The 15,566-nt window shown below is 49.4% G+C and carries 13 protein-coding genes and 1 tRNA gene; 1 reads left to right on the top strand and 13 read right to left on the bottom strand.

Annotated elements, in window-relative coordinates; translation table 11 throughout:
- Positions 1-216 precede the first annotated feature (216 nt).
- From AAAX35_RS09275 to AAAX35_RS09285, 3 genes are all read right to left on the bottom strand, one after another.
- Positions 217-293, bottom strand: a tRNA-Arg gene (locus AAAX35_RS09275).
- A 53-nt stretch (positions 294-346) separates the two neighbouring features.
- Positions 347-1,114 (bottom strand): ABC transporter ATP-binding protein, encoded by a 768-nt coding sequence (locus tag AAAX35_RS09280; protein ID WP_117776189.1) that lies wholly within the window; start codon positions 1,112-1,114, stop codon positions 347-349.
- A 12-nt stretch (positions 1,115-1,126) separates the two neighbouring features.
- Complete coding sequence (locus tag AAAX35_RS09285; protein ID WP_346977283.1) at positions 1,127-1,972, bottom strand: ABC transporter permease; 846 nt, start codon at positions 1,970-1,972, stop codon at positions 1,127-1,129.
- A 161-nt stretch (positions 1,973-2,133) separates the two neighbouring features.
- Between AAAX35_RS09285 and AAAX35_RS09290 the strand changes: the two genes are divergently transcribed.
- The gene (locus AAAX35_RS09290) at positions 2,134-3,063 is read left to right on the top strand and encodes a glycosyltransferase family 2 protein (protein ID WP_349117422.1); all 930 of its coding nucleotides are present in this window, start codon (positions 2,134-2,136) and stop codon (positions 3,061-3,063) included.
- A gap of 31 nt (positions 3,064-3,094) precedes the next feature.
- Here the strand turns inward: AAAX35_RS09290 and AAAX35_RS09295 are convergent, their stop codons facing one another.
- The 10 genes from AAAX35_RS09295 to AAAX35_RS09340 form a co-directional block, all read right to left on the bottom strand.
- Entirely contained in the window at positions 3,095-4,954 is a 1,860-nt protein-coding gene (locus AAAX35_RS09295; protein WP_349117423.1) for a glycosyltransferase, read from the bottom strand.
- 14 nt (positions 4,955-4,968) lie between these two features.
- A complete protein-coding gene (locus AAAX35_RS09300; protein WP_349117424.1) occupies positions 4,969-6,156 on the bottom strand; it encodes a LicD family protein in 1,188 nt (395 codons plus the stop codon).
- 99 nt (positions 6,157-6,255) lie between these two features.
- Complete coding sequence (locus AAAX35_RS09305; protein WP_349117425.1) at positions 6,256-8,136, bottom strand: glycosyltransferase; 1,881 nt, start codon at positions 8,134-8,136, stop codon at positions 6,256-6,258.
- Positions 8,137-8,247: 111 nt separating this feature from the next.
- On the bottom strand, positions 8,248-9,696 hold the full coding sequence (locus tag AAAX35_RS09310; protein ID WP_349117426.1) for a sugar nucleotide-binding protein: 1,449 nt from the start codon (positions 9,694-9,696) through the stop codon (positions 8,248-8,250).
- A gap of 14 nt (positions 9,697-9,710) precedes the next feature.
- Positions 9,711-10,730, bottom strand: a complete 1,020-nt coding sequence (gene rfbB / locus AAAX35_RS09315; RefSeq protein ID WP_349117427.1) for a dTDP-glucose 4,6-dehydratase — start codon at positions 10,728-10,730, stop codon at positions 9,711-9,713.
- A gap of 12 nt (positions 10,731-10,742) precedes the next feature.
- The gene (gene rfbA / locus AAAX35_RS09320; protein ID WP_349117428.1) at positions 10,743-11,642 is read right to left on the bottom strand and encodes a glucose-1-phosphate thymidylyltransferase RfbA; all 900 of its coding nucleotides are present in this window, start codon (positions 11,640-11,642) and stop codon (positions 10,743-10,745) included.
- 16 nt (positions 11,643-11,658) lie between these two features.
- Positions 11,659-12,474 (bottom strand): glycosyltransferase, encoded by an 816-nt coding sequence (locus AAAX35_RS09325; protein ID WP_349117429.1) that lies wholly within the window; start codon positions 12,472-12,474, stop codon positions 11,659-11,661.
- Positions 12,467-13,447 (bottom strand): glycosyltransferase family 2 protein, encoded by a 981-nt coding sequence (locus AAAX35_RS09330; RefSeq protein WP_117776177.1) that lies wholly within the window; start codon positions 13,445-13,447, stop codon positions 12,467-12,469. The genes AAAX35_RS09325 and AAAX35_RS09330 overlap by 8 nt, the downstream gene beginning before the upstream one ends.
- An 11-nt stretch (positions 13,448-13,458) precedes the next feature.
- A complete protein-coding gene (locus AAAX35_RS09335; RefSeq protein ID WP_118406019.1) occupies positions 13,459-13,851 on the bottom strand; it encodes a GtrA family protein in 393 nt (130 codons plus the stop codon).
- 20 nt (positions 13,852-13,871) lie between these two features.
- Positions 13,872-15,497: a hypothetical protein gene (locus AAAX35_RS09340; RefSeq protein ID WP_349117430.1), complete on the bottom strand. Its 1,626-nt coding sequence runs from the start codon at positions 15,495-15,497 to the stop codon at positions 13,872-13,874.
- Positions 15,498-15,566: the final 69 nt, after the last annotated feature.

Raw genomic sequence — 15,566 nt, forward strand, 5'->3', positions numbered from 1 at the left:
AGTCCACTGGAACACGAGCCGGAGGCAGGTAAGATTGAAGGGCCTGACCCCGGAGGAGTTCCGGAATCAGGCCCTTCCGGCCTAGTCGCTATTTAGGGCGTCCAAGATTTGGGGCGCAGTTCAGTGCTACACCGGGTTTATTGTTGAGGGAGCACTGCACGCCCACATGCCCAAAAAGCAAAGACCCGGCATTATACCGGGTCTTCAAAAACTCTCTGGTGCTCCATGGCGGATTCGAACCGTCGACCTTGGGATTAGAAGTCCCCTGCTCTATCCAACTGAGCTAATGGAGCATAAAGCCGGGCGTCCAAGCGGGTACAAGTTCACACGGCCAATAAATTATAACCTACTTGAACTGGTCGTGGTACGCCTTGCAGACCTCGTCCACGGGACCATCCATGCGCAGATCACCCTTCTCGATCCACACAGCACGCTGGCAAATACGCTCAACCTGCTCCATGGAGTGAGAAACGAACAAGACCGTGACGTCGCCACTCTCAATAAAGTGCTGAATACGGCGCTCGCATTTCTGCTGGAAAAAGACATCGCCAACAGAAAGCGTCTCATCGACGATGAGAATATCGGGCTCGGTAATCGTAGCGATAGCAAAGGCGATACGCGCGACCATACCCGACGAGAAGTTCTTCAAGGGCATGTCAACGAAGTCTTTAAGCTCGGCGAACTCAATAATCTCGTCAAAACTAGCGTCGATAAACTCCTTGGTATAGCCAAGCAGCGCACCGTTCAGATAGATGTTCTCACGAGCCGTAAGCTCCGGGTCAAAGCCAGCACCAAGCTCAATCAGCGGCGCAATATTGCCGTGAACCTTAACCTCACCTTCGCTGGGCTCCAAAACGCCAGCGATGATCTTGAGCATCGTAGACTTGCCGGAACCGTTAGTACCAACAAGGCCAACGACCTCGCCACGATGCACATCAAATGAAATGTGCTTAAGCGCACGGAATTCCTCAAAGAACAGCTCATGCTTCGCGAGCTTAATAAAATACTCTTTGAGGTTCGTAAGCGACTCGGACGCCATGTTAAAGATCATGGTGACGTCTTTGACCTCAACAGCAAGGGGCTGCTTGCTGTAATCAATAGCAGATTCAGTCATGAGCAGCACTCCTTAGATGTAGAGGATAAACTTGTGCTCGGTCTTGTGAAAGACGGCGTAACCAATAGCAAGAGCAAGAATAGCCCAAACAACACACAGCCCAAAGGTAAGCGCAGAAGGCACGGTATTAAACAGGAAGATATCACGCATAAACTGGAGGTAGTTGTACATGGGATTCACAACCACAAGGACCTGGATCCAATGTGCCATTTGGCTAATGAAGTCGGTTGTCCAGAAAATCGGCGTCAGATACATCCAGGCCGTGATAACAACGGTCCACAGGTGCATAACATCGCGGAAAAAAACCGCCAGCGCAGACAGCATCATGCCCAAGCCCATGCAGAAACACATGAGCAGGAGCAAGCAAACCGGCAGCAGAATTAAATGCCAGGTGGGAAGCACGTGGAACCAAAGCATAACCAAGGCGACGGCAACCAAAGAGAAGGCGAAGTTAACGAGCGAGAACAGCACCTTCTGCACCGGAAAGACCCAACGGTGCACCTTAACCTTCTTAAGCAGAGAGGAAGCCCAAATGATGGACATAAGCGCTTGGTTCGTCGACTCGGACATGACAGAGAACGTCACGTTACCGACGATCAAGTAAAGCGGATACATTTCGGGCGTAATAGAACCATTGCGACCTTGCGCGAAGATTGTCGAAAACACGATCGACATAACAATCATCATCAGCAGCGGGTTAAGCACGGACCATGCCACACCCAGAACACTGCGACGATATTTAATCTTAAAATCTTTGGTGACAAGTTGCTTAAGAATGAACTTGTCCTTTTCAAAATCATTTTTAGCGTGAGAGGCCGGTTTAGCCACCGCTTTCTGACTCTCTACGTTGTCAGCCACGGACCATCTCCTTGTCTCGTAAAACATAACAGTGGAAAGTATAGCCCTCCCACGTTGACGATAACTCACCGCAACAAATCTGGAGAACTAACCCATATCTAATCAAAGGGGCAGGCGATAGGTATACTTTCGACCCGTTGATTCATTAAAGGAGGTCCGACATGGACTATTCGAATACCGCCGTCATAATCCCCTGCTACAACGAAGCGCTGACGATTGGCAAAGTTGTTGACGATTTTCATCGAGAGTTACCCGGTGCAACCGTCTTTGTATATGACAACAACTCGTCTGATGGCACTTCGCAAATCGCCAAGCAGCACGGTGCCACGGTGCGCCACGAGCCCAGACAGGGCAAAGGCAACGTGTGCCGCCAAATGTTCCGTGATGTCGACGCCGAATGCTATCTAATGGTTGATGGAGACGACACTTACCCCGCCGAGGCGGCAAAGGCGCTTTGCGAGCCCATCCTTAACGGCGAAGCCGATATGACCGTTGGCGATCGCCTGTCAAACGGCACCTATGCCGAAGAGAACAAGAGGGCCTTCCACGGCTTTGGCAACAATCTTGTTCGCGCCATGATCAAGTGGATTTACGGCTACAGCTTTGACGACGTGATGACCGGCTACCGAGCCATGAGCAGACCCTTCGTCAAGACCTTCCCCGTTTTGAGCGAGGGCTTCCAGATTGAGACCGAGCTCTCCATCCACGCTGTCGATCACCGCTGGCGAATTAAAGACGTGCCGGTGGAGTATCGCGATCGGCCCGCAGGCTCCGAGTCCAAGCTCAACACCGTTAGCGACGGCATCAAGGTCATCGCAATGATTGGAACGCTCTTTAAAGACTATCGTCCGCTCAAGTTCTTTACCCTTATAGCGCTCATCTTCGCCATCATAGGCCTTGCCCTCGGAATTCCAATTGTTGTGGAGTACTTCCAAACCGGCTTAGTCCCCCGCTTCCCCACGGCCATACTTGCGGCCTCATTGATGTTCCTGTGTGGGTTGAGCCTAGCAACGGGACTAATCCTCGACTCAGTTGCAAAAGTCGAAAGAAAACAATGGGAGTTACAAGCCTATAAAACCTATTCAAAATAAGAAGAGGTCCGGACTTAATCCGGACCTCTTCTTATTTCAGACCTAAATACTGTTCCCAAAACTCTCGCGAAGTCATGTACGGCATGGCATCTTTCCATGCCCCCCTGACGCTCTTGCCCTCTTTACGATAGCGCGCCATCAGTTCGTGCTCTCGGCGGCGAATACTCTTGAACCGCGCCCGATCCATCGTGCGGACCGACCCCTTCTCGCGGGTCGGATCAAGAAATACCAGCGTCTTGCAACGCGTCGAATTGCCTTCAAGCGTACAGCTGCCATTCTTAACTGCATAGCCGGGCTTTCCGCGCAACAGCGCATCGGGAAGATAGTGTTTGTCGTAAGGAATAGATCTCCAATACTTCATAAATTTCGAAGGATGGAATTCCAGATTAACATTAGCGAGCACTTGCTCCGTAACCCCAGCCTTGCGAAGAAGCTCTGGATCCATTTCGGAAACAGGAATCAGCTTTTCGTTTAACTTACCCTTACCAATCATCGTCGCGGCGCCATCAAGCTTCTGGAGATACTCAGGGCCGCGCAGATAGTCCTCAAAGCCATCAAGGATAAACTCAGCAGCCTGATAATCCATATCGCGCAAGTTCTGACGTACCCCTCGCTGAATACGAAGGACAAACATTTTCTCATCAGCACAATCATCGAGTGAAATCATGGCAAAGAAGTTGCGGAAGTACTGGTAGCAGTCAACCGAAGCGCGGAAACGCCCCTCAAAGCTTGCATGCCACACGCAAATGCAATTCATGGTCATGTAGACAGGCTTATTGCGCATACCAAACTCAACGTCGTCGCAGCGGATAAAGAAAGGCATGGGAAGGCCGTTCTTTTCGATAGCCTTCACCGGAATGCAGCTATACCACCAAGCCCCATAGGCCTGATCAACTTCAACGTTCGTGCGTTCATTTTCGAGGATGTCGGACAGCTTGCCAACATTCAAGTCCTCTTTTACGCGACGATAGGCACCAGTGGTCGCCACATACGAGACATCCTCGAACTGACGAGTAGGGTCCTCCATTGAGAGCATGGCGCCGTTAATAAAGGCATCCTTATACTTGCCGTTAGCAAGAGAGAGGAGATTGAACGTGCGGATCAAACTCTCGGGCATAATAGAGACATCGTCATCCATCAAAATGATGTGAGTGTACTGATCAGGAGTTTCAGTAGCCGCCATCATTCCACGTGCGAATCCTCCCGAACCGCCCGTATTGGGATTCGGGAGCACGGTGACTAGCTCATCGGAAAGTGATGCAGAATCGAGCGTCTGTCCATTGTCGACGACAAACATGTGGAAGTGGTCGCGAATCGGACCGTCCTCTTTGGAGATGCCCGCTTTAACGAGTTCAATATTCGGAAGAATGTACTGCTCATTCTTAAATGTAGTAGTAGAAAGAGCAAGATTGATCTGGTTAATTGAGTCCTCAGGAACATCAGTCAGATAAGAGGCGTTCAAGAGGTCTACGGAATAGCCCTCATCACTCTCAATCCTAAAACCGATCAAGTCGTAGCCGGTTGTATCGATATCAATATCGAGAACGCAAGGATCAATTTCATTGCCATCAAAAGGATTCGATTTAAGCTCGACAGGATTCAGCTCGCTAGATCTCACTCCATGAACGACAACCCGGCCCCTGCCAAATAAAGCCATATGCAAGACGACGCCGCCAACAGACGCATACTGATGCCATTTGCCAGCAGATAGGCCATTCACATACGTCAGAAAGTCAACGTGTCCATTGACATGAAGTGAATGTATATCGTCATCATACGAAGCACCACCGGAGAGCACGCGATAGTAGAGTTCGGGAAAATCCTTTGCATGCTTTTCAACTTTAAGTACAACATTCGCAAGTTTAAACTGCATTTTAAATACCTTAATCAAAGCCGTTGTAACTACTAATTACATTCGTCGACAAACTTTGCCATCGCGGAGCGAACATCGGGATCAGACAAAACATCCTTTGCAAAATAATCATGCCCACAGATGTCCATTGGCATGTAAGGCCATCCAGGATAGCAATCATCAGCGACCTTTTCCGCTTTCGCGGGAACCAAAAAAGAGAAGCTGTCAAACGGATGCTTTCTTACGGGAAGGATATCGTTGCGGTCCCAAATTATTTTACGTTTAGGGGCATCAAAAACGTTATCAATCGCGTATGCAAAATCACCACGAGACTCATCGGTTAACAAACCTAGATCATGAGCCTTTTCGTTAAACGAATCGAATACGCTCTGGACAAGATCAATCTCCGCAGAAGAAACAACTGTTCTCTGAGCTTCCAAGTCAACATCTCCGCACTGCACGCTAAGACCGCTGTGTGGATGAACCATCCAAGGATTATCTTTCCAAAAACTAAACTCACGTTCATTTTTGTCAAAGAAATCCATAAGCTCAATTCTGAGTTGCCTAAGTTGATCGTTCGCGCGCTTGGAATTCTCGGCCGCCCGGTCGTAAATCGAAATGTCCACAAAACAAGGTATAAGCGAATTAGTTGAACAAAAGCGAACTTGACGACACTTTACAAACCAGTCATATACGAGGGTGATTTGATATTCAGGGTCGTCTATTAAAGCGGCAGTGAGCTTATCCACATCGGACCTAAGCATGCAGATATCAATATCGTCGTCCCAAGGAATAAAACCCGATCGAGACAAGGTGCCAACAAGAGAACCATAAGAAAGCCAGTATTGAATATTATTGGCAACACAAATCGCGTCTAGCTTACTCATCAAGGCCGCGTTTGCCTGCTGCATCAATCGAATATCACCCTCGGCGTCGGGTAATGCATCAAAGATTTTGCAACGGAGCTCAAAAGGGGTGAGATCGGGGTACGCACGTCGCGCTAACAATTCAAAGCGAAGCCTCATTTGTTCTGACAGACTTTGTTGGCGTTGCTTGAGCAATTCAATTTCTGGAAATAGCCGAGTATCGAATTTGTAATTGATATTCATATTGATACCGTTATCGGCCTGCTCAATACGGGCGAAAACCTCGTCAAAACGACGGTCCATATCCTCATGCATAGCATGCAACGATCGGGATGAGCCAGGGAGGATCTTTTTAATAGTAGAAAGCAAGGACATGGCTTAACCTTCGCAACGACAAACAATGAACGAAGCACAATTACTCATATGATACAAAAGAATGAGTGGGTCCCACCTTGAAACCCACTCACATGAAGACTACTCCGACGCCTCTTTCAAATACTGTTTCCAGAAATCGATCGAAGTAAAGACATCTCTATACGAAGCGTATTCGGTATAAATCTTATCTTTGTTACGCTTGAATTCCTTCTCGGCTTTACGAAAACGACTCCAAACCTCTTTGAATCGCTTCTTATCCATATGTCTAATGGCACCCTTTTTATTAGGCATATCTACCACAATAAGCGTGTCAACATCCCTGATTTTACCTGCGGGATAAACCCATCCCGCAGCATCAATAACAGCAACCCTACCGTTACGTTTAGCGGAGTCGTTAACAAAACGGTGGCCATTAATGGTCAGATAATCCTTAAATGCCTGCAGCCTAGACCTGTCGCCCCCAAGGCTCAAATTGCCAAAAGTCAGTTGCGTCAAGTCGACACCCAATTCTTGTGCCTGAGGGATGAGCTGCTCGATGGGAATCAATTGTTCCCTTTCACGATTTGCCGCCATAAAACGGGATTCAGCAACAGGATGAGAAATCCACTCCGGACCTCTCAAAAAATCTTCAAGACCTTTTACGGCAAGAGCAGCTTCATCGTAATTAAATTTCTTCAAGTCGAGCTCAACTTCACGACGAATCTCATAAAGAAAATCAGAGAGAGGCGCAGCGCCAGTTGTCGCCTGACTGATTAGCGTATTTCGGCTTACCTGATAACGCTCCACGGCAGCACTATACTTAAACTTAAAGGAATTATGCCAAACGCAAATACCATTCATGGACATGAACTTGGGTTTGCAACGAAGCGCATACTCAGCATCATCAGAACGAACAAATAAGGGCAAGGGCAACCCCTCACGTTCAATCGTTGCGGTAGGTATAACGCAATACCACCAGCCAGCATACTGTTGGGCAGTGTCCTCATAAAGGCCAGTTGGGGCCTTATATATCTCGGTCTCAACGACATCATGAAGTGAGGTCATATAGCCTGCAGGCTTAAGGGGAGAAAAAGTTCCCTTAGCAGTAAAGAACCCTAAATCCTCGGTACGCAAATTGGGCTCTTCCAAGCTCATCATGGCACCCGATAAAAAGGCCTCAGCATATTCTTCTTTGAGAAGAGAGAGCAGGTTGAAAGTGCGGATAAAACTCTCGGGAAGAACCTCGACATCATCGTCCATCAGGAGAACATGAGTCGCTTTAGGATTCTGCTCAAGTGACTCAATCATCCCCCGAGCAAAACCACCAGACCCGCCGACATTAGGATTTGGATGAACAGTAACACGCGATGAATCCAGGTTTGCACTATTCAGCGAACGGCCATTATCAATAATGTGTACGTGGAAATGATCAGCAATCTCTTCATCAGAATCAATAATGTTCTTTTGTAAAAGAGATACGTTACGGACAATATAGTCTTCTTTTTTAAACGTAGTAGTTGCAAGCGCTAGCTCAACTGGATGAATATCCAGTTCTTCACAATCGCAATAATAATACGCATTCCGAATATTAACAGGGCCTTCAGTACTGATATTAAAAGCGTGCAGAATCTCTCCCTCACAAAGGGAGAGTTCGATTTCAGCCGTACTCCATTCATCGGATCGTTGCAAACTAACCGCAGAGCCATCAATTGTAGAAGGAATCCAAGAATAATTATTTGCATACGTCTGCTGAAGCGTTAAGGCGGAGCCGCAATACTCGATATGAAGATAAAACGCCTTTGCAGTAGTGTATTTTCGCCACTTATAAATGGATAGCGCATTAAAATATGTTGTGAAATCAACATTGGTCGATTTCATGATTTCAATAGTGTCATTCGAAGTTGGAATAACAAGACCCTCCGTTGCCCTATAGCAAAGCAATGGATACTGCAACATCGCATCAGATCCGTTAAAAATCAAATTTGCAAGTTTAAAATGCATTGAAAACCATCCAAAAAATTCCTGGTGCAACTTGGCAAAATGGCATAAATGCCCATGGCATTGTTTGCATTCTCACTGATTTTAAGAATGCAAACAATGTACTAAAGGCATCTAATCAAAATGAAGTTTTAGCTCTTCCTCCCAGTCGGGCATATGGAAGCCGACCGACTCGAGCCTGGAAAGGTCGAGCGCGGAGTGGACCGGGCGCGGCGCGATGGGGCCCGCGGCGTTCGCGTAGTAGTCGGCGGTCGAAACCGGCACGACCCTGTCGCCGTTGCCGTTGGCGGCCTCGAAGACGGCGCGGGCGATGTCCGCCCAGCTCTTCACGGCGCCGGAGCCGGTGCAGTCGTAGGTGCCGTAGGGGGCGTGCGTACCCAGCACGTGGAAGATGGCCGCGGCCATGTCGCGCGTGAAGGTCAGGCGGCCCAGCTGGTCGTCCACGACCGTCACCTGCTCGAGCCCGTCCTCGGGGTCGGCTACGCGGTCAGAGAGCGCCTTCATGGTCTTCACGAAGTTGTGGCCCTCGCCGATGACCCAGCTGGAGCGCATGATGTAGTGGCGCGGGCACCCGGCCACGGCGATGTCGCCGGCGGCCTTGGTCTGGCCGTAGACGGACAGCGGGCTGAGGGGCTCGTCCTCGTCGTGCACCTCGGCGGTGCCGTCGAAGACGTAGTCGGAGGACACGTGGACGAGCGTGATCCCGTGCTCGGAGCAGGCGCGGGCGAGAAGGGCCGGGCCGGTGGCGTTGGCCTTCCAGGCGGTCACGCGGCCTTCGGGGGTCTCCGCTTTATCCACGGCCGTGTAGGCGCCGCAGTTGATCACGGTGCCGTAGAGCGACCAGTCGTACTGCGAATAGGCCTCCGGGTCGGACATGTCGAAGGTGTCGATGTCGCAGAAGTCGAAGTCCTTGGCCACGCCGCGCTCCTCGGCGAGCGCGCGCACCGCGTGGCCCAGCTGGCCGTTGCAGCCGGTGACGAGCGTCCTCTTGGGCGCCATGGGGACGACGTCCCTGAGCATCGGGTGGTTGAGGTCGGCCTCGGAGACGGTGGCCTGGTCGAGCGGGATGGGCCACTGGATGGCGAGCCCGGGGTCGGCGAGGTTAACGAAGGTGTAGGTCCTCTTGAGCTCCAGCGACCAGTGGGCGTCCACCAGGTAGGTGTAGGCGGTGCCGTCCTCCAGCGCCTGGAAGGAGTTTCCCACGCCGCGCGGGACGTAGATGGCCTTCGACGGGTCGAGCGTGCAGGTGAACACCTTGCCGAAGGTCTCGCTGCCCTCGCGCAGGTCCACCCAGGCGCCGAAGACGCTGCCGCGCGCGACGCTGATAAACTTGTCCCAGGGCTCGGCGTGGATGCCGCGGGTGACGCCCCTCTTCTCGTTGTAGGAGACGTTGTTCTGGACGACGCGGAAGTCGGGGATACCCAACTCGGTCATCTTGGCGCGCTGCCAGTTCTCCTTGAACCAGCCGCGCGAGTCGCCGTGGACGGCGAGGTCGACGACCTTGAGGCCCCCGATGCCGGTCTCGGTGACCTTCAGGTCCTTCTCGAATGCGATGTCTGCCATAGGTCTATCCCCTCCTACTGGCCCTGTGCGCGGTAGCGGGCCTCGGTGGCCTCCTTGGCCGGGCGCCACCAGGACTCGTTGGCGACATACCAGTCGATGGTGGCCTTGAGCCCCTCGGCGAAGTCGGTGTGGGCCGGCCTCCAGCCGAGCTCGCGCTGGAGCTTCGTGTTGTCGATGGCGTAGCGGCGGTCGTGGCCGGGGCGGTCGGCGACCCAGTCGAAGTCCTCGGGGTCGCGGCCCATGGCCGTGAGGATCATGCGCAGCACGGTGATGTTGTTCTTCTCCCCATTGGCGCCGATGAGGTAGGTCTCCCCCGTGCGGCCCTTGGTGAGGATGTCCCAGACGGCCGAGGAGTGGTCCTCGGTGTGGATCCAGTCGCGGACGTTCTCGCCGCGGCCGTAGAGCTTGGGGCGGACGCCGTCGATGATGTTCGTGATCTGCCTGGGGATGAACTTCTCCACGTGCTGGTAGGGGCCGTAGTTGTTGGAGCAGTTGGAGATCGTGGCGCGGAGCCCGTAGGTGCGGGTCCAGGCGCGGACCAGCATGTCGGAGCTCGCCTTGGTCGAGCTGTACGGGCTACTCGGGCGGTACGGCGTCTCCTCGGTGAACTTCGCCGGGTCGTCGAGCGCCAGGTCGCCGTAGACCTCGTCGGTGGAGACGTGGTGGTAGCGGACGCCGTGCTTGCGGACGGCCTCCAGCAGGCGGAAGGTGCCCTCGACGTTGGTGCGCAGGAAGGGCTCGGGGTCGGCGATGGAGTTGTCGTTGTGGCTCTCTGCGGCGTAGTGCACGATCGCGTCGTGGCCGGGGACGATCCTATCGAGCAGCCCCGCGTCGCAGATGTCACCGACGACGAGCTCGACCCTGTCCTCGGGCAGCCCCGCGATGTTCTCGGGGTTGCCGGCGTAGGTCAGCTTGTCCAGGACGGTGACATGCACGTCAGGGTGGTTCTCGACCACGTGATGCACGAAGTTGCTGCCGATGAAGCCGCAGCCGCCCGTGACGATGATGTTCTTGGGTTCGAAGATCTCGGACATGAGGGGTTCCTCCTAGTACTCGCGCGGGCTGTTGACGATCTCGCCGGCGGCGACCTTCTTCAGGTGCCGGCCGTAGACCGACTTGCCGTAGGCCTTCGCGGCCTCCTCAAGCTCGGCGGTGGTGATCCAGCCGTTCTCCCAGGCGATCTCCTCGGGGACGGACACGGGAAGGTCCTGGGAGTGCTCCACGGCGCGGACGAACTCCGCGGCCTCGTGCAGGCTCTCCATGGTGCCGGTGTCCAGCCACGCGTAGCCGCGGCCGAGGGTGACCACGGACAGCGTCCCCTCCTCCAGGTACATCTGGTTGAGCGTGGTGATCTCCAGCTCGCCGCGGGCCGAGGGCTTGACCTCGTGGGCCTTGGCGGCGACGTCGCCCGGGTAGAAGTACAGGCCGGTGACGGCGTAGGAGCTCTTAGGGCGCTCGGGCTTCTCCTCGATGGAGACGGCCCTGCCCTCCCCGTCGAACTCCACGACGCCGAAGCGCTCGGGGTCGTCCACGTGGTAGCCGAAGACCGTGGCCCTCCCCGACTCGGCGTTCTGGACGGCGCGCGTCAGGTGGCGCGACAGGCCGTTGCCGTAGAAGATGTTGTCGCCCAGCACGAGCGCGCACGGCTCGCCGGCGATGAACTCCTCGCCGATGGTGAAGGCCTGCGCCAGGCCGTCCGGGCTCGGCTGCTCGGCGTAGGAGAGGTTCACGCCGTAGCGCGAGCCGTCCCCGAGCAGGCGCTCGAAGTTGGGGAGGTCCGTCGGCGTGGAGATGACCAGGATGTCCCGGATGCCCGCCAGCATGAGGGTGGACAGCGGGTAGTAGATCATGGGCTTGTCGTAGACCGGCAGCAGCTGCTTGGAGGTCACGAGCGTGAGCGGGTACAGGCGCGTGCCGGACCCGCCGGCGAGGATGATGCCTTTCATTCAATCACTTCCAAAGTCAGTGAACGGAAAAATAAATCCGTTTAGCAATGTTCCTGATTGAGAGCGACAATTTACGAGCGGTTAAATCAACCGACGATATATTGATACCATCGAGTGAACAGATTGCTCGCACAAAATCAAACTCATCGCGTTTCAATTGCTCTTTTTTATCCTTAAAAAGTGAGTTCGTAGTAGATTCGTTGCACACTCTAAAATAGGAATAAATTGAGTCTAGATAGCAGACATCACTATTAAGTGATAGACGAATCCAATACTCCCAATCAGGGGAGTAACACAAAGAATCATTAAAGGGTCCAACCTTTTGCCAGCAATCTCTACGAAACATGACATTAGAAGGCTCTCCATAGATATTATGAGTTCGAAATGTCTTGCGGGCAAAATCAGAGCCTTTTAAAACCATATCCCGCTTAAAAGGTCTCCTCTTCATTGTAATGGCACCATTCGAGTCAATAACACATGAAGCGCTGAAGCAGAGGGAGCACTTTGGATTAGCATCCAGTGCTGCAACCTCAGACTCAAGAGCCCCGGGTAACAAAATATCATCCTGAAAGAGGAAATGAATATACTCGCCAGAAGATTTCTCAATGGCATTATTCCAGTTTCCAACAAGACCGAGATTACTGGCGTTTCTAAATACCTTAATTCGAGAATCCGTTAGCTTGGAAACAATCTCAAATGTTCCATCAGTTGACTGATCATCGAAAATTAATAATTCGAAATCGCGGAAAGACTGGCTTAACACCGAATCAATTGCCTTCAAAATGTACTTAACACCATTAAAACAAGGCATCAACACACTAACTTTAGGCATCCTTGTCCTCCTTATCGGACAAAAATTCCTCAATAAAATAGCGAGGACGATGCTTCGTCTCCATATAAGTCTTTCCAACGTACTCGCCGATGACACCCAAAGCCAAAAGTTGAAGTCCGCCAAGACACCAAATTGACATAATAATGCTTGTCCAGCCAACTTGTACATCGCCAATAAAATGACCAATTAAAAGATATACAAGTGCAAATAAACTAAAAATAGAAATGATTAAACCGGTGAGAGTAATTATCCTAATCGGTTTAGTACTAAAAGACGTTATACCTTCAAAAGCAAATGACAGCATTTTACCGAGCGTGTATTTAGATTCGCCGGCAAACCGTTTCCCTCGCGAATAATACACGCAGCAAGATTTGAAACCAACTAAAGGAACCAAACCACGAAGAAATAGATTAACCTCACGGAATTGAGACAATGCAAGAACAGCACGCTTGGACATCAATCTATAGTCAGCATGGTTATAAACAGCATCGACACCCAACGAAGACTGTAAGCGATAAAAAGACTGTGCGGTAAAACGTTTTAGAAAGGAATCGCTAGAACGATCATTTCGTACACCATATACAACTTCATAGCCTTCGCGAGCTCTTGAAACCATTTCATCAAGCGCATTGATATCATCTTGTAAATCAGCGTCCATCGATGCTATTAAATCAGCAAACTCCGCTGCCTTGTGTAACCCAGAAAGTAAAGCCTTCTGATGGCCACAATTCCTAGAGAGCTTAAGTCCACAGAATAAGGAATTAGACTGATGAAGACTTTCGATGATCTCCCAAGTCTTATCGGATGACCCATCGTCAACTAACAAAACCTTACTGTTCGCATTAATCTGAGACAATTTTACTAAAGTGGAAAACTTCTCAAAAAGCCTTTTAGAGGTTTCCCGCAAAACGCTCTCCTCGTTATAACAAGGAACCACGAGATAGAGAATCGGCAATATGTCCATCTTTGTCATGCAAGCACCTATCACTTAAATGCCCAATACTTACTTAAAATATAATTAAGAGGATAAGTTACAAACAAGTTAAGCAGTGGACCAAGAATAGAAGAAATTCCAAGCACACTAACCCAAAAGTACAAAAGGATGTTGTTGATAATCAATCCAGTAAAAGCACTCGAAGCAAGTAGCTTGGAAAAACTTGAAATAAGTGAACTCAAATCAGATCTCTCATTATCAAAAACATATTTATTGTTCCAATAGAAGGAATTGATGACACCAGCAAAATATGAAACTATATTGGCGACAATATAGTTCACTCCAATAAAAAGGAGTGCCGCGTAGACTAAGTAAGAAACGATTGTATTTGAAAGTCCAACAATCGAAAACTTCAGAAATTGAATCACCGAATCTCGTTTCATTAAAGACCCTTTTCCTACTGTTATCTATAAAGGACATAAACAAAACAAGAGGTTCCATCATCGATTTGAGTATATCCAGGCAGTTTTTTAAAACCACTATATCCTAGTTCATCTTTCAGTTGAGAAAGAACCTCTTCTTCGCAGTCGTGATTATTCATGTAAACAACCAGATCATCAGAATCAATATAATTTCTATCGCAAAAACTGCTAATAGCTTTCTGATCAGGAATCAGCGCATGAATGCGAGACAATTTGGCAACTTCTAGTAGCTTCGCAGTGAGCTGATAGTAATCATAAGAGACAAAGAGTCCCGTTGAACCCGCGTACTTCTCTACTGCGGCTTCATTGTCAGCAGATTTCGGATATAAATACAAAGCATTGGAAGAAAAGAAAACAGAATCTGCAGCAATAATTGCGCAAACAAATACAACAGAAACTAAAATAGTGCCCCGAAAATTGAAATCAGTATTATTTCTATAGCGAATTTGCAAATATCTAAATAGATACAAGAACATTCCAAATCCAAATAACAGTAATCCTGGATATGCCAAGCATATGTATCTTGACGAAGTAAAAGGAGATACATAGCATGCTGTGACGTAAAAAACAAGGGATGAATTAAATAATAAAACTATATAAATCGACTCAGGATGCTCACGATTAATTTTTTTATTCCATAGCAAGTAGAAACAAAGGGCAATTGACAAACAGAAGCAGGCAATCAAAAGAAGCCTTGATCCGAAGAACAAATCAACGGACGACGACCCTAGAAATTGCCAAATTCGTCTAAGCAATACCATTACCCCTGATTGCGATGAGGCCGATTCGACATAGTGATTCCCAAACATGTTGCTTAATGCTGGAGGAAATATGATAAATGACAGACAAACCGATAAGACAATCGTGACTCCATATTTAAAGGAGAACCTCCACCCTTTTCTTGCCCAAAAAAAAATAGTAAAAAAACAGGAAACAAAAAAGAGATAAATATAGAAATAGAAATGAGTTAAAAACCCCAATAAAGAAATAACAAATAGGCGGAAATAAACCGATCGATTGGCGAAGGAAGCATTAAACATATCGAATAACGCATCAAGAAATGCTAGGGCAAGTGTCACCAATAACAGATACATTCGAATGTAGGTCACTAGATTTAACGCTATGGGACAGAAAGCCCAAAGAGCCATTAAAATTAGGGCGACTGGCTTACTCTGAAACACTTTGTAAGAAAGCTTAAATAAAAATACTAAGCTGAGTGAATAGAAACATAGATTAGGAACCAAGCCAAACCATTTGCTAAATTCATTCGGAAACAGTGAGCAAACGGTATGAATAATGAAAAAATAGAGAGGAGGATGTGCGTCATTACTCAGATTATATAAAACCGAATCAAACCGAAACACATGCCCTGTATCAACTGTCAAATAAGACTGAATGAACGTAGGATCCATCCAGTTGGCATCCATATTGTTTTCCCAAAAAATATGTGGAAAATAAAAACTATTCGAGAGACCGAAAGTCCACAGCTCGTCAACATGAAACCCTGTTTTCAAATTGCAATAATAAATTGCGACTAATAACGCAGCCACAAACATTACAGCAAATAAAACGCCATAAAACTTGCATCGTTTTGCACATGAATTCATAAACGAGTCCCTATAATTAATTAGTAGCTAAACTAAAGGAGTTTACGAAAAATCATAAACTACTTCAAG

Origin of the sequence: Collinsella sp. CLA-ER-H11 (assembly GCF_040092445.1) — a bacterium.
Lineage (GTDB): Bacteria > Actinomycetota > Coriobacteriia > Coriobacteriales > Coriobacteriaceae > Collinsella.